Annotated in this window: 22 protein-coding genes; 9 read left to right on the top strand and 13 right to left on the bottom strand. The window is 67.8% G+C overall.

The annotated features are described in order from the left end of the window. Positions 1-3 precede the first annotated feature (3 nt). The gene (locus tag MH112_RS06375; RefSeq protein ID WP_296565416.1) at positions 4-246 is read left to right on the top strand and encodes an AbrB/MazE/SpoVT family DNA-binding domain-containing protein; all 243 of its coding nucleotides are present in this window, start codon (positions 4-6) and stop codon (positions 244-246) included. Next, positions 243-575, top strand: a complete 333-nt coding sequence (mazF, locus tag MH112_RS06370; protein WP_296565414.1) for an endoribonuclease MazF — start codon at positions 243-245, stop codon at positions 573-575. The genes MH112_RS06375 and mazF overlap by 4 nt, the downstream gene beginning before the upstream one ends. Positions 576-616: 41 nt before the next feature. Here mazF and MH112_RS06365 read toward each other — a convergent pair whose 3' ends face one another. From MH112_RS06365 to MH112_RS06345, 5 genes are all read right to left on the bottom strand, one after another. Continuing rightward, complete coding sequence (locus tag MH112_RS06365; RefSeq protein WP_296565412.1) at positions 617-3379, bottom strand: polar localization protein TipN; 2763 nt, start codon at positions 3377-3379, stop codon at positions 617-619. A 160-nt stretch (positions 3380-3539) separates the two neighbouring features. Beyond that, entirely contained in the window at positions 3540-3764 is a 225-nt protein-coding gene (locus MH112_RS06360; RefSeq protein WP_296565409.1) for a hypothetical protein, read from the bottom strand. A gap of 130 nt (positions 3765-3894) precedes the next feature. Further along, positions 3895-4566: a beta/gamma crystallin-related protein gene (locus MH112_RS06355; RefSeq protein WP_296565406.1), complete on the bottom strand. Its 672-nt coding sequence runs from the start codon at positions 4564-4566 to the stop codon at positions 3895-3897. An 83-nt stretch (positions 4567-4649) separates the two neighbouring features. Beyond that, the gene (locus MH112_RS06350; protein ID WP_296565401.1) at positions 4650-5195 is read right to left on the bottom strand and encodes a methylated-DNA--[protein]-cysteine S-methyltransferase; all 546 of its coding nucleotides are present in this window, start codon (positions 5193-5195) and stop codon (positions 4650-4652) included. Continuing rightward, positions 5176-6759, bottom strand: a complete 1584-nt coding sequence (locus tag MH112_RS06345; protein WP_296565398.1) for a DNA-3-methyladenine glycosylase 2 family protein — start codon at positions 6757-6759, stop codon at positions 5176-5178. The genes MH112_RS06350 and MH112_RS06345 overlap by 20 nt, the downstream gene beginning before the upstream one ends. Positions 6760-7028: 269 nt before the next feature. On the opposite strand from MH112_RS06345, the gene cysD reads away from it, so the two are divergent. Beyond that, on the top strand, positions 7029-7964 hold the full coding sequence (cysD, locus tag MH112_RS06340; RefSeq protein WP_296565396.1) for a sulfate adenylyltransferase subunit CysD: 936 nt from the start codon (positions 7029-7031) through the stop codon (positions 7962-7964). Beyond that, a complete protein-coding gene (cysN, locus tag MH112_RS06335; RefSeq protein WP_296565391.1) occupies positions 7964-9853 on the top strand; it encodes a sulfate adenylyltransferase subunit CysN in 1890 nt (629 codons plus the stop codon). The genes cysD and cysN overlap by 1 nt, the downstream gene beginning before the upstream one ends. 75 nt (positions 9854-9928) lie before the next feature. Here the strand turns inward: cysN and MH112_RS06330 are convergent, their stop codons facing one another. From MH112_RS06330 to MH112_RS06320, 3 genes are all read right to left on the bottom strand, one after another. Next, the gene (locus tag MH112_RS06330) at positions 9929-10318 is read right to left on the bottom strand and encodes a type II toxin-antitoxin system VapC family toxin (RefSeq protein WP_296565388.1); all 390 of its coding nucleotides are present in this window, start codon (positions 10316-10318) and stop codon (positions 9929-9931) included. Then, a complete protein-coding gene (locus tag MH112_RS06325) occupies positions 10305-10571 on the bottom strand; it encodes an AbrB/MazE/SpoVT family DNA-binding domain-containing protein (RefSeq protein ID WP_296565385.1) in 267 nt (88 codons plus the stop codon). Before MH112_RS06325 ends, MH112_RS06330 begins: the two co-directional genes overlap by 14 nt. Positions 10572-10670: 99 nt before the next feature. Then, the gene (locus tag MH112_RS06320; RefSeq protein WP_296565382.1) at positions 10671-11132 is read right to left on the bottom strand and encodes a GFA family protein; all 462 of its coding nucleotides are present in this window, start codon (positions 11130-11132) and stop codon (positions 10671-10673) included. A gap of 195 nt (positions 11133-11327) precedes the next feature. Between MH112_RS06320 and MH112_RS06315 the strand changes: the two genes are divergently transcribed. Beyond that, positions 11328-13718: a TonB-dependent receptor gene (locus MH112_RS06315; RefSeq protein WP_296565379.1), complete on the top strand. Its 2391-nt coding sequence runs from the start codon at positions 11328-11330 to the stop codon at positions 13716-13718. A gap of 38 nt (positions 13719-13756) precedes the next feature. On the opposite strand, the gene MH112_RS06310 is transcribed toward MH112_RS06315, so the two are convergent. Next, a complete protein-coding gene (locus tag MH112_RS06310) occupies positions 13757-14773 on the bottom strand; it encodes an NAD(P)-dependent alcohol dehydrogenase (RefSeq protein WP_296565376.1) in 1017 nt (338 codons plus the stop codon). 80 nt (positions 14774-14853) lie between these two features. On the opposite strand from MH112_RS06310, the gene MH112_RS06305 reads away from it, so the two are divergent. Next, a complete protein-coding gene (locus tag MH112_RS06305; protein WP_296565375.1) occupies positions 14854-15468 on the top strand; it encodes a hypothetical protein in 615 nt (204 codons plus the stop codon). Here MH112_RS06305 and MH112_RS06300 read toward each other — a convergent pair. Next, complete coding sequence (locus MH112_RS06300) at positions 15449-16612, bottom strand: MFS transporter (RefSeq protein ID WP_296565372.1); 1164 nt, start codon at positions 16610-16612, stop codon at positions 15449-15451. The two genes, MH112_RS06305 and MH112_RS06300, sit on opposite strands and share 20 nt — an antisense overlap. 167 nt (positions 16613-16779) lie before the next feature. Here MH112_RS06300 and MH112_RS06295 point away from each other — a divergent pair, with 167 nt between their 5' ends. Continuing rightward, on the top strand, positions 16780-17154 hold the full coding sequence (locus MH112_RS06295) for a DUF423 domain-containing protein (RefSeq protein WP_296565369.1): 375 nt from the start codon (positions 16780-16782) through the stop codon (positions 17152-17154). On the opposite strand, the gene MH112_RS06290 is transcribed toward MH112_RS06295, so the two are convergent. Further along, entirely contained in the window at positions 17151-18359 is a 1209-nt protein-coding gene (locus MH112_RS06290) for a multidrug effflux MFS transporter (RefSeq protein WP_296565367.1), read from the bottom strand. The genes MH112_RS06295 and MH112_RS06290 overlap by 4 nt on opposite strands. Before the next feature lie 99 nt (positions 18360-18458). On the opposite strand from MH112_RS06290, the gene MH112_RS06285 reads away from it, so the two are divergent. Then, a complete protein-coding gene (locus MH112_RS06285) occupies positions 18459-19451 on the top strand; it encodes an alpha/beta hydrolase (protein WP_296565364.1) in 993 nt (330 codons plus the stop codon). Positions 19452-19459: 8 nt separating this feature from the next. Then, the gene (gene pip / locus MH112_RS06280; protein WP_296565361.1) at positions 19460-20452 is read left to right on the top strand and encodes a prolyl aminopeptidase; all 993 of its coding nucleotides are present in this window, start codon (positions 19460-19462) and stop codon (positions 20450-20452) included. 9 nt (positions 20453-20461) lie between these two features. Here pip and MH112_RS06275 read toward each other — a convergent pair whose 3' ends face one another. Both MH112_RS06275 and MH112_RS06270 read right to left on the bottom strand, forming a co-directional pair. After that, positions 20462-20863 (bottom strand): DUF6165 family protein, encoded by a 402-nt coding sequence (locus MH112_RS06275; protein WP_296565360.1) that lies wholly within the window; start codon positions 20861-20863, stop codon positions 20462-20464. Next, positions 20860-21834 carry a glycosyltransferase family 9 protein gene (locus MH112_RS06270; protein ID WP_296565356.1) on the bottom strand — a complete coding sequence of 325 codons (975 nt, stop codon included), beginning with the start codon at positions 21832-21834 and terminating at the stop codon, positions 20860-20862. The genes MH112_RS06275 and MH112_RS06270 overlap by 4 nt, the downstream gene beginning before the upstream one ends. Between the last annotated feature and the right edge of the window lie 16 nt (positions 21835-21850).

The following is a 21850-nucleotide window of genomic DNA, read 5'->3' as shown; positions in this document are numbered from 1 at the left end:
GCCATGCGTGTTCAGGTCAAGAAGTGGGGCAATAGCGCCTCGGTTCGCATACCGGCGTCGGTCATGGCGGCCGCGTCCCTGCGGATCGATCAGGCCGTCGATGTGCGTGAGGAAGGTGGCCGGGTGATCATCGAGCCGGTGCCCGCGCCCAACTATGACTTGGACGATCTGTTGGGGAAGATGACCCCTGACACTTTTCCCGAGGACGTCGACTTCGGCGGGCCCGTTGGGGATGAGGCGTGGTGAACCCCTATGTTCCCGATCGCGGGGATATAGTCTGGCTCCAATTCGACCCGCAGGCTGGACATGAGCAGGCCGGTCATCGTCCGGCGCTCGTGCTGTCCCCGGCCCGCTACAATCAGGCCAGGGGCATGATGATCTGCTGCCCCCTCACCTCACGGATCAAGGGCTATCCCTTCGAGGTGGTGGTCAGCGAGTCACCGCCGAGCGCGGTCCTCGCTGACCAGATCAAAAGCCTCGACTGGCGGGCGCGAAAGGCCACCCACAAGGCAAAGGCCTCGCCGGGTGTTCTGGCTGATGTCCAAGCCAAGATCGGCGCATTGATCGGCCAATGACCGATCACGGGGGGTGGCGAAGGCGCGCCCCCGCCCTGTCCCTACATCATGTCGCCGGCAGCGGCGTCCAGCAGCAGGAAGACCCGGCCGGCGTCAGAGGCCAGCAGGGTGGCGACCATGAAGCCCTCCTGATCCCGGGCCACGGCCTCGTCCAGCATGCCCCGATACCGGCGCAGATAGTCCCCAGCCTCGGCCTTTAGGGCGTCGTCGGTGAACAGTCGGCGGGTCAGACGCCGGGTCGCTGCCGGGGCCAGGCGACGGACCACCTGCCGGGCGCCCTCAAGGTCCCCGGTCTGCACCACCGCACCGATCTCCTCAATCCGCCCGCGAGGCAAAAGCGCCGAGGGATCTATGCCCAGGTCCACGATATCGGACAGAAGCTGCGCCTCTCGACGCTCATCCAGAGGGCGCGGCGGCGGCTCATCGATGGCCGCCAGAAGGTCCTTCCAGGTCAGGCCATCCCCGCCGTCCTCGGGGGTTTCGGTGGCCTGGGGCGGACCACCGGCCGTCTCGAACAGGCTGGAGAACTCCTCGTCGGTGGCCGTCGGCGTCAACCGCAGGCGGGGGCGAAGGCCCGCCTCTTCCGCCGCGCCACGACGCCCGTCCCGGGCCGGCCAAGGGGTCGTCGGGCGCAGCTCCAGGGGCTCCTCGTCCTCTGCCGCCGGCGGAGGACGCACCTGTGCGGCCCTGGGAGGCTCGGCCCTCGGCTCAGCCCGCGGTGCCGCAGCCGGGGTCGCCGGCAGGGGCCGGGGCCGGTCCTCTCGGGCCAAGGGTCTGCGCTCGCGCACCGGCGGCGTCGCGCCAAAGCCCGCGCCCAGGCCTGGCCCAAAACCACCGCTGGCGGTGGTGGCCACAGACCCCATGAGCCGGACCGCTTCGCTGAGCATCTCATAGTTGCGGCTGACCCGTTCCTGGAAGGCCGCGTCGATGGCCTGGGTTTCGTCGGCTGTTCGCCGGGCCTGGGCCATCAGGTCATCCAGGCTCTCGCCCACGGCAGTGCGCACATCATCGGCCTGCCGTCGCGCGGCCGCAGGCAGGTCAGCCGCCCGGGCGTCCAGGTCGGCCAGCAAGTGCTGAAGTTCATGCAGGGTCGCGCGGGCGGCGGCAGCGCTGGCCTCGAGCTTCCGGACGGTCTGTGCCCCGGCTTCTTCCACAAGGCCCGCGGATTGTTCGATCAGGGTGCGCGCCTCCTCCAGACGGCCCTCGAACACCTGATCGGCCTTCTGGCCGGCGGCAAACGCCGCCTCCGACAGCTGGTCCACCTGCTGACGGGCCGCCTCGGCGTGACGGGCGGCCGCCAGCCGGGTCTGCTCGGCGGCCTGGGTCAGGGCGTCGATGGCCGACTGGGTTTCCACCTGCAGCTGGGTCCGCTCCCCTGCGGCGGTATCGGCCAGCAGGCCCCAGGACTGCCGGAGGCTCTCGACGAAGGCATCGCGCTCGCCCTGGGCAGCGTCAGCCATATCGCCAAACTGCTCAGTGGCCTGGGCCACCAGCTCCCGGAGCATCTGGGCCCCCTTGATCGCCCGGTCGCCGACCTCCACGGCCGAGAGCCTGGCCTCGGAGAGATACTCTGCCAACTTGGCGGTATGGGTCTCGGCCTCGGCGGCGAAAGATTCCTGGTCAGCCCGCAGGCCATGGGCGATCCCCACCAGGGCGGCGCGCTGCTCAGAAAGCCCCGTTTCGGCGGCGCTCACCTGGTCGGCGACGCCGGCCCCGGCGCTTTCCAGCCGGGCAATGTGGCGGGTCAGGTCTTCTCCGACCGTCCGGGCAATATCGCTGGTTTCTCCGGCCGCGGCGGCCAGGTCAGCGGCGCGCGCAGCCAGGGACGCTTCAGCCTCTCGCAATTGGGTTTCGGCCAGGTCAGAGGCCTCGGCGACCATCCGCGCCTGGCTGGAGATGGCGTCCACCACAGCCGTGGACTGGGCGTCCAGAACGCTGGCCAGGGCGGTCATCTCGACCCGCTCATGGGCAAGGCTGCGGGTCAGGGTCTCGGCCGTACGCGCCGAAGCCGCAGCGGCGTTGACCAGCTGTTCCGTCTCAGCCGCCAGGGCCGAGCGCAGGGCCGCCAGTGTTTCGCGGGCGTCGTGCGCAGCCTCGCCTGCGCGGATGATCTCCTCGCGGACATGGGCCACCACCTCCCCTGCGCGGCCAGCGGCCACCAGGGCCGGGGAGATGAGTTCATCAGCCAGCCGCTGCGTGCGGCGGGTCTCGGCCGCCAGCTTCTGGCCCTGGCGAAGGGCGTAGGCTGCCACCCAGACGAGCACCGCAGGCGCCACAGCCAAGAGCGCAAAAACCCCCATGGCGAAGACATCGTCCTGGAAGGGCACAACCTCACCGCGATAGCCCCAGGCATAGGCGATCGGTGCCAGGGCGCAGAGGACCGACAGGGCTGCTGCACCAGCATAGATTGGCCATCCCCCGGCCTTGTCGCCCTCGGGGGTGGAGGGGTTTGCCGTCGGAGCCAGGGCTGCGCGGGATGTCGGGGCCGGCGGGGTCGCAGCCCGCGCCAGATCGCCAATGGGAGCCGGATCAGCCAGGCCATAGGCCGCGTCCTGAGCCTGGTCCGACGATCGGCTGCGTTTGGTGGCCGTCCCGCCTTGTTCGGTCTCGCTGGACAAATCCTCCGACCCCTCGGGCATGGTCTCAAGATCAGCGGCGGCTGTGGCCGCCACAACGGGGGCGTCGGTCAGGTCAAGGTCGTGATCGGGCCCCGCCTCAGGCACCTGCATCTCCTGGCGGGAGGCGGCCTCCTCGTCGGTGAGACTACGGAAATCCAACGGCTGGCGCCGGTTTTTGATCTTCATCTGCGGCCCGTTACAAGCGGCCAACACGCCCGGAACGCGACGTTACGTCGTCTGGCGGACGCCCTGATCTGAAAGGATTATCGTTGAACGTTGCGCAGGCAAAGCGCCATGCGGCGGATTTGCGCGCTGGTGGGAATTTTTCCCACTCAATGAGCGTAGATCAATCGTGCTGGGGGCCAACGGGGGCCGCCGTGCAACTCGACCCGAGCCTCATGCCAGAGCAGGCCTTGACCAGGACTGCGCCATTGTCACTGCGCGCCACCCGGCGCTCTGACGAGGCTGCGGGCTCCGGGATCTGCGGCGTGAGAGTCACACCCAGATGCGCATAGGCCAGGGCCGAGGCGTGGATCACCACGGCCAGGACGATTTCAGCCCAGGATAGCATCGGTTCTCTCCCGTCACCGACACGAGTGCACCTTGGCCTTATCGATTAGTCCCCGCCCTGCGGCAAGACGGCGCCACATGAAACTTCGTTCATGTGGCACCAGACACCCTCTAAAGTTGATCTCCAGTCACTAATAGCGACGGCAGACCAGATCCCTCAGGACGTTGGTGGGGCCAGTATAGCGCCCGTCCCCATCCACAGCCTGCTGGGCTCGCTGGCTGGAGTCGTAATAGGCCGATGACCCGAGGCCCTGCGACCGACAGAATGCATTGGCGGCACTGGAACCCGCGGCGATGTCGAGGCCGTCATAGGTCGGATAAGGGAAAAACACCGACCGGACCCCCTCGGCGGGCCGGAACTGGCTAGGGCCGCTCCAACCCCCGCCGCCACTCCAGCTGCTACCGCTACCGCCTGGACGCCAGCCATCCCCTGCCGGCGGACGGAAGCCACCACCGCTGCCGCCACCACCGCCGGCATAGGCCTGCAGCGACGTGATCGCCTCCCCCATGCCAAGCGTGTTCATATTGGGCACATCACCGCTGACATCCTGACAGCGACCGCGGAAGTCGGAATCCTGACAGATCCGCCAGCGACCCTGGAACCGGGCGCTCATGGTCTTGTCATTCCAGTCCCGGGGCAGGTTCGTGGCCGTGCCGTAGATCGTGGTCTGGCGACCCTGGAAATTGGGTTGATCAAACAGGATGGCGGACGGCTGACGCCCGCCGCCAAAGGATTGGGCCGCCGCAGGGCCGACGGTCGCGGTGGCCATGGCCAGAACCGCGGTCAGGATTGCACGCTTCATCACTCATAACTCCGCTGTCGTCCCTCAGGGATCAATCTAGACGGCGCGGTCGGGTTCTCAAAGTCTGGTCGCCTGTGGCGCTTTCAGACCCTCGCCAGGGGCTTCGCCCCCTCGTGGGCCAGCAGCCAGCGCTTGCGCTCCAGGCCGCCGCCATATCCGGTCAGAGTCCCATTGGCACCGATCACCCGGTGACAGGGAACCACCAGCGCCACCGGATTGGCGCCATTGGCCAGTCCCACCGCCCGCACGGCGCGGGGCGCGCCGATATGCGCCGCCAGCTGGCCATAGGACCAGGTTTCTCCCGGCGCGATATCCTGCAGAGCCCGCCACACCGTCTGTTGAAAGGCGGTGCCGCCGGTGGCCCAGGGCAGGGTCGAAAGGGCATTGATCTCGCCCGCGAAATAGGCGGCGAACCGGTCAGCAAAGACCGTGGGCGCGGACGTTTCCTGGCAGCGCGCCGGGTCCGCCGCAGGACCATAATGGCGCTGCAACAGGCGCTGCATTCGCTCCAGATGGGTCGTCCAGTCGAAGGCCCGCAGCTGGCCCTCCCCGTCGAACACGATCCTGGCCTCCCCCAAGGGGCTCGGCAGGGACGACATGTAAAGCTGGTCAGGCGGGAAGTTTGTCATGGGTCGCCTTCGACTGCGGGGGTGAAGAGAGCGGCAGGGCCGAACAGGGCGGCGCCAGACCTTCTGACGCCCAGAGATGCTGGGCACCATAGGCCCGCCAGGGACGCCAGGCCTCGGCCCGGGCCAGCAGCTGAGCTGGGGTTGGACGGGTTCCCGTCGGGCCAGCCAGGGCGCGCATCAGGCCAATGTCGCCGGGGGGAAAGGCGTCAGGCTCCCGCATCTGGCGCAGGGCGATGTATTGGGCCGTCCAGTCGCCGATCCCCGGCAAGGCCTTGAGCCGGGACACCGCTGCCGCCAGAGACCCCTGAGGCGCAAAGAGCTGCGGATCGGCCGCTGCTGCCGCCGCCAGACCCACCAGGGCCCTGGCCCGGGCACCCGGCATGGGCAGGCTGGCCGGGTCGATCTGCGCCAGGGCGGCAGGGGTCGGGAAGAACCGGCTGAGGCCCTCCCCCGCCAGCTCAGGGGGAAGGGGGGCCCCATGCTCGGCCGTCAGCCGCCCGGCCAGGGCACGGGCCCCGGCCACGGTGATCTGCTGACCCAGCACGGCGCGCACCGCCAGCTCAAACCCGTCCCAGGCGCCGGGGACCCGAAGCCCAGGCCGCTGGGCCACCAGGGGGGCCAGATCAGGGTCCTTGGCCAGGTGGGCGTTCACCAGCGCCGGATCAGCCCCCAGGTCGAACACCCTGCGCACCCGCGCGATGAGCTGCGGCAGCACCTGCAGCCGCGCAAAGCGGGCGGTAACCTCCAAGGTCCCCAAAGCGCCGGGCCTGACCGAGATCAGCCCCGGAACGCCCTCGATGATCAGCGCCCGCCGATAGGTTCCAGCCTCCACAGCCTCCACCCCCGGAATGGCCCGCAGCGCCAGAAAGTCGAGGATGGCTGGCCAGTCATAGGGCGGCCGATAGGAAAGCTGAAGGACGATACCCCCACCGTCACCGGCGCTAACCTCTGGGCGCCGACCGCGCCTGAGGTCGCCCGGCGGACGTCCATAGAGCTGGTGAAAGGTTTCATTGAAGCGCCGGATGCTGCCAAAGCCGGCGGCCAGGGCCACCTCGCCCATGGGCAGGGCCGTGTCACAGATCAGCTGCTTGGCCAGCAGCACCCGCCGGGTCTGAGCCACCGCCACCGGCGAGGCCCCCAGATGCTGGCGAAACAGCCGACGCAACTGGCGGCCGCCAACCCCCACCCGGTCGGCGAGGGCCTCCACATCGCCAGCGTCCAGCGCGCCGTCCTCGATCAGCGACAGGGCGCGGGCCACCGTATTGGAACTGCCCCGCCAGGCCCCCAGGTCCGGCGAGGTTTCCGGCCGACAGCGCAGGCAGGGCCGAAAGCCTGCGCTCTGGGCTGCCGCCGCCGATGGATAGAAGGTGACATTGCGCCGAAGCGGCGTGCGCGCCGGACAGATGGGCCGGCAATAGACCCCCGTGGTCCGCACGGCGACGAAGATCTTTCCGTCCAGGCGGGCGTCGCGCATCGACAGGGCGCGGTAGCAGGCGTCGTCATCCAGATCCATGGCCGCAAGGATCGTCCCGACCGCCCGTCCTGTCTCGCGGTTTTCGGACACCGCGTTTGATCAGCGCCAGGGCCATCGCCTGGCGAACACCCGTCGACTACAGTTCAGGCCAATAAGCCGGCCTCAGTCAGCCTATAGAACTTCTTTAAGCAGTTCTGAGCGTTTTCCCGATCGGCGGTTAGAGGGCCTGTTGCCTCTTGGAGCGCTGTCGCTTAACTGCAGCTAATCGTAGCACTCATCTGCAAGTTCAGGTGGCGCGCTCAAGATCGACAAAATTTATAGGCTTGGACCCAGAATTCCTGATGCAAGGCTCTAACGTCATGGACGTCCGCCCCCCCCGGGCCGGCCTCGACGCCGACACCCTGACCCACCTTCAGCGGCTGGAGGCCGAGAGCATCCACATCATGCGCGAGGTGGTGGCGGAGGCCGAGCGCCCGGTCATGCTCTATTCCGTGGGCAAGGACTCCGCAGTGATGCTGCACCTGGCGGCCAAGGCCTTCTACCCCTCCAAGCCGCCCTTCCCGCTGCTGCATGTGGACACCACCTGGAAGTTCCGGGCGATGTACGAGATGCGCGCGAAGATGGCGCAGACCCTGGGTTTTGATCTGATCGTCCACCGCAATCCCGAGGCCCTGGCCCGGGGCATCAACCCCTTCGACCACGGCTCGGCCCTGCACACCGACATGTGGAAGACCGAGGGCCTCAAGCAGGCCCTCGACGCCCATGGCTTCGATGCAGCCTTCGGCGGGGCCCGCCGGGACGAGGAAAAATCCCGCGCCAAGGAGCGGGTCTTTTCCTTCCGCTCGGCCCAGCACCGCTGGGACCCCAAGAACCAGCGCCCGGAGCTCTGGAACCTCTACAATGCCCGCAAGGCCCAGGGCGAGAGCATGCGGGTGTTCCCGATCTCCAACTGGACCGAGCTGGACATCTGGCAATACATCCACCTGGAGAGCATCCCCATCGTGCCGCTTTACTACGCGGCTGAGCGCCCGGTGGTGGAACGCGACGGTGCCTTGATCATGGTCGATGACGACCGCATGCCCCTGCGTCCGGGCGAAACCCCGGTGATGAAGTCGGTGCGGTTCCGCACGCTCGGCTGCTACCCGCTCACCGGCGCTGTGGAGAGCACGGCGGCCACCCTTCCCGAAATCATCCAGGAAATGCTGCTGACCACCACGTCCGAGCGCCAGGGCCGCGTGATCGATCACGACCAAGCCGCCTCGATGGAGAAGAAGAAGCAAGAGGGCTATTTCTGATGTCGCACCAGTCCGCCCTCATCGCCGAGGACATTGAGGCCTATCTCAAGGCCCACGAACACAAGAGCCTGCTGCGGTTCCTGACCTGCGGGTCGGTGGACGACGGCAAGTCGACCCTGATCGGCCGGCTGCTCTATGACTCCAAGATGATCTTCGAAGACCAGATGGCGGCCCTGGAGGCCGACTCCAAGAAGGTCGGGACCCAAGGGGGCGATATCGACTTCGCCCTGCTGGTGGACGGCCTGGCCGCTGAGCGCGAACAGGGCATCACCATCGATGTGGCCTACCGCTTCTTCTCCACCGAGACCCGCAAGTTCATCGTCGCCGACACCCCTGGCCATGAGCAGTACACCCGCAACATGGTCACCGGCGCCTCGACGGCGGACGCGGCCATCATCCTGATCGATGCGCGCAAGGGCGTGCTGACCCAGACTCGGCGCCACTCCTACCTCGTCTCCCTGCTGGGCATCCGCCATGTGGTCCTGGCCATCAACAAGATGGACCTGGTGGGTTGGAGCCAGGAGGTGTTCGACACCATCCTGGCCGAGTATCACGACTTCGCCGCCCAGATCGGGATCAAGGGTTTTACCGCCATCCCCATGTCGGCCCTCAAGGGCGACAACATCACTGAGGTCAGCGACAAGGCGCCCTGGTACACAGGCCCTGCCCTGCTGCCGCATCTGGAGTCCCTCGAGGTCGAGGACGACCTGCGGGAAAAGCCTTTCCGCATGCCAATCCAGTGGGTGAACCGCCCGGACCTGGACTTCCGAGGCTTCTCCGGCCTGATCGCCACCGGCGCCATCCAGCCCGGCGACCGGGTCAAGGCCCTGCCCTCTGGCCGCGAAAGCACCGTGTCTCGCATCGTCACCATGGCCGGCGACCTGCCCCGCGCCGTGGCGGGCCAGTCGGTGACCCTCACCCTGACCGACGAGATCGATGTCAGCCGCGGCGACGTACTCTCCATCGCCAGCCAGCCGCCGGAGGTGGCCGACCAGTTCGAGAGCACCATCGTCTGGATGGATGATGAGGCCATGTTGCCCGGCCGCCCCTATCTGATGAAGATCGGGACCCGCATTGTCGGTGCCAGCATCACCGAGCCCAAGTACAAGGTGAATGTGAACACCCTCGAACACCTGGCCGCCAAGCGGCTGGAGCTGAACGAGATCGGCGTCTGCAACCTGTCCCTCGACGCCCCCATCGCCTTTGACGCCTATCAGGACAACCACACCCTGGGGGGCTTCATCCTCATCGACCGGATCTCCAACCGGACGGTGGGGGCTGGCATGCTGCACTTCGCGCTCCGCCGCAGCCAGAACATCCACTGGCAGGCCCTGGACGTGTCCAAGGCCAGCCGTGCCGCCCAGAAGGGCCAGAAGGGCAGGATTGTCTGGCTCACCGGCCTCTCCGGCGCCGGCAAGTCGACCATCGCCAACCTGGTCGAAAAGCGCATGCAGGCCGATGGCCGCCACACCTACCTGCTGGACGGCGACAATGTCCGCCACGGCCTGAACAAGGACCTGGGCTTTACCGAGGAAGACCGGGTGGAGAACATCCGCCGGGTGGCTGAGGTGGCCAAGCTGATGGTCGATGCCGGCCTGATCGTGCTGGTCTCCTTCATCTCGCCCTTCCGGGCCGAGCGCCGGATGGCCCGCGAACTGATGGAGGACGGCGAGTTCGTCGAGGTCTATGTGGCCACCCCCCTGGCCGTGGCCGAGCAGCGCGACGTGAAAGGCCTCTACGCCAAGGCCCGGGCTGGCCAGCTGAAGAACTTCACCGGCATCGACTCCCCCTATGAGGAGCCGGAGCACGCCGAAATCACCGTCGACACCACCACCCTCTCGCCCGAACAGGCCGCCGAGGAAATCGTCACCTGGCTGGCCAAGAACTAGGACAAGACCGACGCGTCGACATCGAAGGGGCCGGACGCTGCAAAGCGCCCGGTCCTTTTTTGTTTCAGGCCACGATCAAGGCTCGCGGACCGGGGGCGTGTTCAGACCCTCGGTGGCCTTGGCCATCTTCAGCTCGAAGGTGACAAAGGCTTCGCAGTCGGCGGCGGCGGCCAGATGCAGGGCGTCGGCGAAGTCCATCCCACCGTCTGCCCATTTCAGCGCGGCAGCCACCCGTTCGGGCTCCTGGAGGGTGACATTTGGCAAGCCGGCGAAAGCCCGCAGAGCGGCCAGAACATCGGCCTTCGCCAGACCGTAGGCGCCGCGCAGCACCAATTCGCTCTCAAGAATGATGGTCGTCGGCGCAAGGACCTGGTGGCGTTCGATCAGCTCCCGCGCCCGGGCCGACTGGTCAGGATGATCGCCAACGAGCAGACGCACGACGACATTGGTGTCAATCGCCAGCACGTCGGGCGGCCTCCGCAAGCAAGGCCTCATCCATCTCCTCGAGCGAGACCCCTACGCCGGGCCGTTTCAAGACGGCAAAGACGTCATCCAGGTTGGTCGACTCAAACAGCGGTGCCCGCTTGAGCAGCAATCCGTCCTCCGTCTCCTCGACCTGCAGGCAGACCCCCGGCGTCCAGTTGCGGCGATCTCGCAGGGCCTTCGGCAGTATGACCTGCCCCTTGGTGGACAGCACGGTGGTCAACGGTTTCGCCATCAAACGACCCTTGGTAAGACGGAGGTAAGATAGGCTCGCCGCCGCGCATGGGCAAGCCGTTCCGCCCGCCGTCGACACCCGGAAAATTCAGCCCAACACCTAAACCCTCCAATCCTCCGTATCGTGGTCGGGGTGCTGGTAGGAGACGATGCTCGCCAGGTGGGCGGCCGCCCGGGGCTCGTCCGCTGCGTGGACCGGCAGGCTCGCCAGGTCATCGAAACAGGGCAGTTGCGCCGGCGAGCCGAGTTGCTCCTTCAGACGCACCGCGGCGGGTCGGTCGAGGGCGCCGATGGCCAGGCTGACGTGCCGCTCGCCAAACTCGAAGGTCAGCGGCGTCCCACAGTCACCACAAAAGCCCCGGCGCACCTTGTTGGAGCTCTGAAAGCGTTTGGGCTGCCCCCGCGTCCAGATCAGGGCGTCGAAGGGCGCCTCGATGTAAGGCCCGAACAGCCCGCCCGTCGCCTTCTGACACATGCGGCAATGGCAGATGGAGGCCTCGCCGAGCTCACCCTCGAGGCAGAACCGCACGGCCCCGCACTGGCATCCACCGGTCACGCTCATCAGGCTGCCTCCGTCCTTGCGGGTTTGGGATCTTGATTGTGGCGCAAGGGCCTTGAGCGTCAACGCCGTGTCAGCAGAGCCAGGCGAAAGCCCGCCTCGCTTGCGCCCAGATCGCGACGGATAGGGGAGGCTCGTGCGTGACATCTCCATGGGCCGCCTCCCCGCCGCCCAGGTCAGCATCAGGATTTAAGCGTTTTGCGTCTGCCGCCTCCTCGTCGTTTCGCACGCCTGCGCCTGAGCCTGCTCGCCGGCGTGGCCCTGGCCAGTCTCTCCACCGCAGCCCTGGCCCAGGCAACCGATGACTTTGCCGATGTGGAGGTCGAGGAACTGGTGGTCAGCGGGTCACGGCCCGCAGGCTCGGTGATCGGGGACATCACCCCGGAACTGACCCTCTCGCCCCAGGAAATCCGCGCCTATGGGGCGGCCAGCGTCAGCGAACTTCTGGAGGCGCTATCCCCCCAGATCGGTAGCGGCCAGGGGAGCGGGCGTCCCGTCGTCCTGATCAATGGCGGCCGGGTTTCAGGGTTTGCCGAGATCCGCGACCTGCCCACCGAGGCCATCGTGCGGGTCGAGATCCTGCCCGAGGAGCTGGCCCTGAAGTACGGCTATCCGGCGACGCAGAAGGTGGTGAACATGGTGCTGCGGCCGAGGTTCCGCGCCACCCTGGTGGAGAGCACGGTCAGGACGCCGACCCAGGCCGGCGGCGGCGAAACACTCGGCGCGCACGGCGCCCGGCTCGACATCCTCCAGGGCCGTCGCCTGACGGTGGACGGCAAGGCCAACTGGACCGGCGGCATCGAGGAGAGCGATCGGAACATCACCGGAGGCGAAGGCGCCTTCCGCTCCCTCCAGGCTAGGTCCGACGATGTCAGCCTGAACGCCGCCTATGCCCGCCCCCTGGACAACGGCGTCGCCGTCTCGGTGAACAGCCTGTTCGAAGCCAGCGACAGCCAGGCCCGCCAGGGCTTGTCGCCTTTCGGGCCTGAGGCGCAGCTGCGCAACACCGAACGCCAGACCGCGCGCCTGGCGGCCTCAGCCACCGGCGCCCTGGCCGGCTGGCAATGGTCCACCACCGGCGAGCTTGAACGCGCCGGGGTCGACACCGACACCGACCGGGCCTCCGGCGGACAGGCCTTCCAGGACACCGCCCGCACGGTGACCACGTCGGCCCAGGCCGACCTGGTGCTGAACCGGTCCTTCGGTGAGCTGCCAGCCGGCCAGATCAGCACCGCACTGACGGCCCGGGCCTCGGCCACGGAGCTTGAGAGCGAGGCCACCCGCCTAGGGACCTTCCAGGCCAATTATCTGTCGCGGACCTTAGGTGAGCTGCGCGGCAATTTCGACATTCCCCTCACCCGGGACGGCGAAGGCCTCGGCGAGCGCCTCGGTCGGCTGTCGGCCAACTTCAATGTCGGCATGGAGCAGGTCTCCGACTTCGGCACCCTGGAGACCTATGGCTACGGGCTGAACTGGCGTCCCACCTCGGACCTGCGGGTCCTGGGGTCCTTCAGCCGCAGCGGCCAGGCGCCGACCATGGGCCAGCTGGGCAATCCGGTCACCGTCACAACTGGCGTGCGGGTCTTTGACCTGGCGCGCGGGGAAACCGCCGAGGTCGCCCGGATCACCGGTGGTCAGGCCGACCTGGCCGCAGCCACCCGTGACGTCTTCAAGCTGGGCGTCAGCTACCAGCCCTTCGATGAGATCAATCTGCGGCTCCAGGCCAACTACGTCGCCAGCCGCACCCATGACGCCGTGGTCGCCTTTCCTTCGGCCTCCACTCAGGTCGAGGCGGCCTTTCCCGGTCGCTTCACGCGCAACGCCGCAGGCACCCTGGTGGCACTGGACGCCCGGCCCGTGAACTTTGCCCTGCAGGCCCGGGACGAGGTCCGCTGGGGCCTCACCTATTCCCGCCCCGTGGGTACAGTCCCGACCGAAGCCCAACGCGCCGAGATGCGCCGCCGCGCCGAGGCGGCAGGCCTTGCGGGTGCCCCTCCAGGATCAGGCGCGCCGGCCGTCATGCCGGGCGGCCCCCTGCCCATGAACCTTGGCGGCGGGCGGGGGCGACCTGGCGGCGGGCTCGGCGGGTTTGGCGGCGGACCGCGCAGTGGCGTGTTCCAGGTCGGCCTCTATCACACCCTGGCCTTCCGCGATGAGGTGCAGATCGCCCCTGGCCTGCCCGGGCTCGACCTGCTGGACGGCGCGGCCCTGGGTTCAGGCGGCGGGTCGTCGCGCCATCAGGTGCAGCTGCAGACCAACTATTCCAGGTCCGGCCTCGGGATATCCATGGGCGCAAAGTGGCAGAGCGCCACCCGCATCGATGGTGGCGGCGGGACGGAGGGGGACCTGAAGTTCTCCGACTTCGCCACGGTTGACCTGCGTCTGTTCGCCGACCCCGGCCGCCAGCGGTGGGCGCGGGCCTATCCCTGGCTGCGGGGCGCCCGGGCCACCCTGTCCATCGACAACCTGTTTGACAGCCGCCAGCAGGTGCGCGCCGGCGATGGCGCAACACCTGTCACCTACCAGCCCGACCTCCTCGACCCGGTCGGCCGCACGGTCCGGCTGACCCTGCGCAAGCTGATCTTCTGAAGACCAGGCGGCCAGTGCGAGGCCGGCCGCCTGTGCCCCTAGAACTCCAGGACGATCTTGCCGAAGTGCTCGCCGCCGGCCATGGCAGCGAAGGCCGACTTCGCCTCGGTCCAGGGGAAGACCTTGTCCACCACCGGGCGGATCTGGTGCAGGTCGATGGCCTTGCACATGGCCTCGAACATGTCCCGCGAGCCCACGAACACCCCTTGCATCTTGGCCGCATTGCCAATCAGCACCGCCGGATTGATGCCCGCGCCACCCTGGGCCACCACCCCGATGATGGCGATGTGGCCGCCGATGCGGATGGCCTTCAGGCTCTGATCAATGGTGCCCTGGCCGCCCACCTCCATGATGAAGTCCGCGCCGACCCCGCCGGTGGCCGCCCGCACGGGCTTGGACCATTCGGGAACCTCGCGGTAGTTCACCAGGTGATCGGCGCCCAGCGCCTTGGCCCGGGCCAGCTTCTCGTCCGAGGACGAGGTGATCAGGGTCCGCAGGCCCGCGGCCTTGGCGAACTGCAGACCAAAGATCGACACCCCGCCGGTGCCTTGCAGCACCACCGTGTCGCCAGGCGCCAGGTCGGCGTCCTCGAACAGCGCCCGCCAGGCGGTCAGGCCTGCACAGGCCAGGGTGGCCACCTCATGGTCGGTGAGGAAGTCGGGAACCTTGGAGACGCCCTCCTGGCTGAACACCGCCAGTTCGCGGCCTGCCCCAGGAATGGGAGAGCCCAGGGCCGTCATGGCCTTTTCCACCGTGGGCGGCCCCGACAGCCAGCCCTGGAAGAACAGGGTCGAGACCCGGTCGCCGACCTTGACCCGGGTGACGCCGGCCCCCACCGCCTCGATCACCCCGCAACCGTCGGAGAACGGGGTCACTGAGCCACCGGTGGCCGATCCCCGGCCATAGATGCCGTTGATCATCAGGAAGTCGCGGTAGTTCAGCGATACGGCCTTCATCCGCACCAGCACTTCACCTGGACCAGGGACCGGATCGGGGGCCTCGATGATGGTCAGGTTGTCCAGGCCCCAGGGCTCGGCGGCTTGCAGTGCGCGCATGGTGTTTCCTCTTTTGTGTTTTCGTCAGTTTCATCGGGCGCCCCAGGGGCATTCAAGGGCGCTTGGGTTATATAGGCGCCATGACCCCGCGCCTGCTCCTTGGCGGCTTCGGCAGTTTTCCCGCCGCCCCGCTCAATCCCTCCGCCGCCGTGATCGCCACCCTGGCCCGGGAGGGCTGGTCCCCGCCTGGCGCCCACATCGATTATCTGACCCTCCCCGTCCAATGGCAGGGCTCGGCCGAGACGGTCCTGCGCGAGGTTCAGGCCCGCCCGGTGGACGGCATTCTGGTGGTCGGCGTGGCGGTGGAGGCCGAGGCCTTCCGCGTTGAGACCCTGGGCCGCAACTGCGCCAGCCCTGAGCGCCCCGATCAGGCGGGGCGGGTGTGGGGTTCGGCCTTGGTGGCAAGCGGGGGTGAAGAGGTAATCGCCGCCACCGCCCCCTGTCAGGCCATGGCCCTGGCGCTGGAGGCAGAGGGCCTTCCGGTCACCCTGTCGGAAGACGCCGGCGACTATCTCTGCAACTTCACCCTCTACCGACTGCTCCACACCCGCGCGGCGGCCCGGGTCGGCTTCCTGCATGTGCCCCAGGCCCGGGAGTGTGCGGACGCTGCGGCCTTCGATCTGGCCCAGATCCGCCAGGCGGTCTGCGCCGCAGCCACCGCCTTCTGCGTCGAGCTCAGCCGTCCAGCCGCTTGACCCCATAGAGCCGCAGGGCGCCGGCCAGCCCCAGGGCCGACATGGCGGCCATGGCGAAATAGCCGTAGGCACCCACCGAGTCATACAGCGCCCCAGAGACGATGGTCGCCAGACCAATCAAGAGCCCACCGGAAAATACCGAGTTCATGATCTGGGCTGAGGACGCATTGGCCGGCGTCGACAGCCGCTCCACCAGTTGCAGGGACGCCATGAAGGTGGCCGCAAAGCTCAGGGCGTGCAGGGCCTGAATCGGAAACAGCGCCCAGAGCGGCGGCGACATGGCCAACGCCCCCCAGCGCACCACGGCCGCCGCCGCGCCGATGACCAGCAGCCGGCGCGGCCCGATGGCCCGACGCCAGGGCTCCATGAACCACATAAAGGCGATCTCGATGGCCACCCCGAACCCCCAAAGGACGCCGGTCAGGCTCTCGGCGATGCCCTGCGCCTTCCAGACCAGGGCTGAAAAACCGTAATAAAAGGCATGCGCCGACTGGATCAGTCCCACCGAGACCACAGCCAGCATGAAGCCACCGTCCTTCAACAGGGCACCCAGGCCAGCCAGGCTGTCGGACAGGGTGGCCCTTCCGCCCCCCTCCCGCACAGGATCAGGCGGCAGCAGGAACCGCGCGCCCACCGCCGTCAGCAGGGCCGCCACGATGATCCAGATCAGCACCAGATCGCCGGGCCCCTGCACCAGCAGCACCCCCATCCCCACATTGGCGATAATGAAGGCTGCTGAGCCGATCCCCCGGGGCCAGCCATAGTTGAAGCCGTCCCGCCTGGCCCTCGCCAGGACGATCACATCGGTGAGCGGAGAGATGGTGGAGATCGCCGAGGCGGCCACAAACCAGACGGCGAACCACCACCAGAACCCGAACGGGGCGGCCATCAGCACATAGGCCACCGTGGCCAGGGCCCCCATGAGGATCAGGGGCGTGCGGCGCAGGGCGAAACTGTCGGCCCAGACCCCCATCGCCGGTGCGGTGATCATCCGCGCCATCATCGGCGCCGAGAGGATCAGGCCGATCTCCGCGCCAGAGAGGCCCTGCTGGGCAAACCAGATGGGGATGTAGGGGGCGCTCGCCCCGGTGCCCACGAAGATGGCCGAGTAGAACAGGCCCAGACGCAGGGGCAGCGAGGGCATGGAGAAGCCTGTGGGCGGTTGGCGAAACCAAGGTTTAGTCCGAGTCTGGGCTCTCGGGTAGCAGGCCCGCCGCAGGAGTGGCCAAGCGGGCCGGGCCGGCCTATCTCAGCGCCTTGACCCGCCATGCCGCCCCTTTGGTGGATGGGGTTTGTCAGGCAGGAGGCTCCATGGCCGTCGCACCCCTCTGGCTCGGACTGGCCGCCTTGGGCGGGCTAGCCTCGGTGGCGATCGGGGCCTTTGGTGCCCACGGGATCACCGACCCTCAGGCCAAGGCCTGGATGGATACCGGTGCCACCTATCTGATGGTTCACAGCCTGGCTGTGTTTGCTGCAGCTTTCGTGGCCGACAAGGGTGGCAGACTGGCACGGCTTTGCCCGATGTTCTTCCTGGGCGGTGGGGTGATCTTCTGCGGCACCCTGCTGGCCATGGCCCTGGGTGCCCCGCGCATCCTGGGTGCCGTTACCCCCATAGGCGGCCTGATGTTCCTGGTCGGCTGGCTGCTGCTGGCCATCGCCGCCTTCCGCCTGCGCCCCGTCGCCTAGGGTACCACAGGCCTGGGCAGGGCCAGGGTCCGCAGGGCCAGGGCTGACCCCGCCAACGCCAGGGCCATGGCCACGCCCATGGGCCCTGGGGTGCCATCATAGGCCAGCCCCGTCAGGCTCGCCGCCACAGCGCCCACCCCGAAGGAGGCCCCGCCCATTAGGGCCGAAACCGAGCCCGAACGGGTGGCGTCAACGCTGAGCGCCCCGGCCATGGTGTTGCCCTGGATGAAGCCATAGGTCGACAGGATCAAAAACAGCAGGGGCAGCACGGTCCAGCGCTCGCCAATCCCACTGACCGCCGCCAGCGCCAGCATCAGGCCAAAGCCCACGGCGATCAGGCTGGCCCGGGCCAGCACCTGGTCTGGCCCCATGTACCGAAGCAGATAGCGATTGGCCTGGCTGGCCCCGATCACCCCTGCGGCGTTGAGCCCGAACACCCAGCCAAAGTTAGACGGCGAGATGCCATAGACCTCGATCAGCAGCACCGGCGAGGCGGCGATATAGGTGAACAGGGTCGCGCCGTTCAGGGCCCCGGCCAGGGCATAGCCCACCAGTCTGCGCTGCCTCAGCAAGGCACCAAAGGCCGCAAAGGGGTTCTCACCCCGGGCCTGGATCGCGGTGGCCGCCGACCGGCTCTCCTCCAGGCGGAACAGGGCGAAGGCGCCGACCACGAAGGCAAACGCCAGGAGCACCCAGAAGATGGCGCGCCACCCGGCCACCTGCAAAATCAGCCCCCCGACCAGAGGGGCCACGATGGGGGCGATGCCCATGACCAGCATCAGCAGGGAGAGCATCCGCGCGGTCTCGGTGTGGTCGAAATGGTCGCGGACGATCGCCCGGGCCACCACCCCGCCCGCACAGCCCCCCAGGGCCTGGACGAAGCGGGCGGCGATCAGCATCTCAGGGGTCGTCGACAGGGCGCAGACCGCCGTTGCGGCCAGATAGACGGCGATCCCGAACAGAATCGGGCCCCGCCGGCCAAACCGGTCCGAGGCCGGGCCATAGATGAACTGGCCGATGGCCATACCGGCAAAGAATGCCGCCACCGTGGTCTGGGTCTGGGCTGCGCTCGCCCCCAGGGCCTCGCCGATCGCCGGCAGGCTTGGCAGGTACATGTCGATAGACATGGGCGCAAACGCCGTCAGGGCGCCGAGCAGGATCACAAGGCCCCAGGGGACCGGAGCGGCGGCGGCGGGTCTGCTCATGCCTCTATCTAACCTGCCATGGCGGCGAGGAAACCCCGCACGCTTGCCTCCCATGGTCATTTCCTACCAATACCGACAGCTGACCTGACAGGAGCCCCCATGGCCCACCTCCCCGAAGCCCTCACCGCCATGATGCCGCCCATGCAGACCGCCCTGGTGAACGGGATCGAGATGGCCTTCTATGAGGCGGGCCCAAAGGACGGCCCGGCCATCGTGCTCTGTCACGGCTTTCCCGAGACCGCCTTTTCCTGGCGCCATCAGATCCCGGTCCTGGCCGCCGCCGGCTACCGGGTCATCGCCCCCGACCAGCGGGGCTATGGCCTCACCCCCGGCCCGGCTGAGATAAGCGCCTATGACATGGAGCATCTCACCGGGGACCTCGTGGCCCTGCTGGACCACCTTGGGATCGAGAAGGCGGTGTTCGTCGGTCACGACTGGGGCGGGTTCGTTGTCTGGCAGATGCCGCTGATGCACCGGGCCCGCTGCGCCGGGATCATCGGGCTCAACACCCCCTATCAGCCTCGCTACCGGGCCGAGCCCATCAGCCTGTTCCGCGAGGTCTATGGGCCGGACATGTATATCGTTTGGTTCCAGGCCCCGGGAGAGGCCGACCAGGCCCTGGGGGCCGATGTGGCCAAGACCATGCGCTTTTTCCTGCGCAAGCCCGCCGCCCTGCGCGACTCCAGCGAGCGGAAAACCGGTGGGTCGAGCTTTGCCTTCGCCGCAGGCCTCGCAGCCTATGATCCCGCCACCGACCAGAGCCAGTTCCTCAGCCAGGACGAGATGGCGGTCTACGTGGCCCTGTTCGAGGCCAGCGGCTTCACCGGGCCGATCAACTGGTATCGCAACTTCACCCGGAACTGGGAGCGGGGCGCTGACCTGCCCACCCGCATCGATGACCTGCCCTGCCTGATGATCATGGCCGAGAAGGACGCCGTACTGCCCCCGTCCATGGCCGACAGGATGGGCGAGCATATTTCTGACCTGGAGAAGGTGATGGTGACCGAGTCTGGCCACTGGACGCAGCAGGAACAGCCAGAGGCCGTAAACCGTTACATCCTCGACTGGATGCGGCGGCGTTTCCCAGGGTAAATACCCCCATGGATCGCCCCTCGCCTTTCGCCACCGTCTCCTCGCCCGCCCACCGCCGGGGCCTGTTCCCCGAGAACGAGCCCTTTGCCCACGGTTGGCTGCCCACCGAGAGCGAGCATCAGGTCTATTACGAAGAGTGCGGAAACCCCGACGGGAAGCCCTGCGTCATCCTGCACGGGGGGCCTGGCGGGGCGATCAATCCGACCATGCGGCGGTTCTTTGATCCGGCGAAGTGGCGGATGGCCCTGTTCGATCAGCGGGGCTGTGGCCGCTCCCACCCCAATGCGCGGCTCGAGCACAACACTACCTGGACCCTGATCGCCGACATCGAGCGGCTGCGGGTCAAGTTGGGCGTCGAGAAATGGACCGTGTTCGGCGGGTCCTGGGGGTCAACCCTGGCGCTGGCCTACGCCATCACCCACCCCGACCGGGTCGAGGGCCTGGTGTTGCGCGGGGTGTTCCTGCTGACCGAGCGGGAGTTGACCTGGTTCTACCAGAACGGGGCCTCCATGCTGTTCCCAGACGCCTGGGAAAGCTTCCTGGCCCCGATCCCGGAAGACGAACGGCACGACCTGATGGGCGCCTATCACAAGCGGCTGACCCATGCCGACCGCCGAGTCCAGGCCGAGGCCGCCACCGCCTGGAGCCAGTGGGAAGGCGACACCATCTCCATTCGCGGCCCGGAGGCTAGGCCCTCCAAGTTCAACGAGGTGGACTTCGCCATCGCCTTTGCGCGGATCGAGTGCCACTACTTCGTCAATCGCGGCTTCTTCCCCGAAGACGGCTGGATCCTGAAAAACATCGACAAGATCCGCGGCATTCCGGGCTGGATCGTCCAGGGCCGGTTTGATGTAGTTACCCCCATGGACGCCGCCTGGCGGCTCACCCGGGCCTGGCCTGAGGCCCGGCTCGACATGGTCTGGGATGCGGGCCATGCGTCCACCGAGCCTGGGGTGGTGGACGCCCTGGTCCGGGCGACCGATCAGGCCTTGGCGGGCTAAGGGATCGGGCTAAGGCGTTCCACGGTCATAGGTCGGGTGGCTCTTTTCCTCGATGATCTGAGAGCCGGTGGCCAGGTTGATCTGGCGTTTCAGATCGGCCCGATGGTCATTCAGCTTGTAGACCAGACGGGCCAGCTCCACGAAGTCGGGGCCAAATTCCTGCCGGGCCTCGCAGGCCCGCTTGCTGTCCTCGATGTCCCACAGCCGGTCATTGACCTGCCGCAGGTCCGCCGTCAGGGCGTCGATCTCGGAAGCCTCGCCCAGGGCCTCGGCGCGGACGGCCTCCAGGGCGGCCAACTCCCGGCCCACATTGGCCAGCTTGGCGGGATCGGACATCCGCCGCTGCTTGACCTCCAGGATGGTGATCTTGTCGATGAGTTCACCCGCCGAGACCGGAATGCTGATCATCATGCGACGGTCCCTTGGGTCTTGGCCAGAAGCGACAGGGCCGCGGCCTGAACGGTTGCCAGGTCCAGGCTGGCCATGTGCGGCTCTGGTCGGTTGAGATGGGGATCAATGGCCTTGAAGGCGGCAAAAGCACCTGCACGCACCACCACACAATGGTCACCCCACGGGGCATAGAGGCGGTCATCGGTGGGGCCAAACAGCCCCAGGGTCGGGGCCTGAGCTGCCGCCGCCAGGTGCATCATGCCGGAGTCATTGCCAACAAACAGCCGCGCCCGGCCGAGCATCGCATAGGTGGTGAGCAGGTCGGGCTCTCCCATGGCCCAGATCACCCGCTCTGGCGGCAGGCCAGCCGCCACCATCTGGGCGGCAGGGATGTCCTCTTTTCCCCCCAGCAGCAAGAGCCGCGCCTTGGGAAGGGGCCCCTCAGGGCCAAGCAGCCCAGCCGCCAGGGCGGCGAAACGCTCCGCGGGCCAGGTCTTGCCGATCCAGTTGGCGGACGGTGCCATGGCCAGGATTTCTCCGGGCCCGCCCAGCCACTGGTCAGCCTGCGCCCGGGTTTCCTTGGCAACGAAGAAGCTCGGCGGCGGCGGGGTCACCTCAAGGCCCAGCACCTGGGCATAGGCCATGACCCGGTGCAGGTCACGCCCCTGCCCGGTCAGGATGTGGCGCGCACGGGCTCTGAGACCGTAGGCGGTCAGCGAGCCGCGCAGGTCGATGACATGGTCCCAACGGGTCTGTCGGGTCTGGCGCCAGAGGGTGAGCCAATGCCCCCCATTGGGCTGCTTGACCATGGGCAGCAGGGCCGCGAGCCCCGGCGTGTCAGCAAACAGGCCGATGGGTAAGCCCCCCCCCGCGATGGTGAACTGCGCGCCAGGGTGAGTCTTCGCCATATGACCGATCAGGCCCGAGCTCAGGACCACGTCGCCAATCCGGGTGGCCGTGATGAACAGAATCTGGGCCGGACGGGCGGTCATGACCCGCGCCCTTGCC

The sequence above is a fragment of the Phenylobacterium sp. genome (assembly GCF_022402485.1).
Classification (GTDB): domain Bacteria; phylum Pseudomonadota; class Alphaproteobacteria; order Caulobacterales; family Caulobacteraceae; genus Phenylobacterium.
Note: the sequence above shows the minus strand (reverse complement) of the source record. Positions and strands in the feature narration are given on the sequence as shown.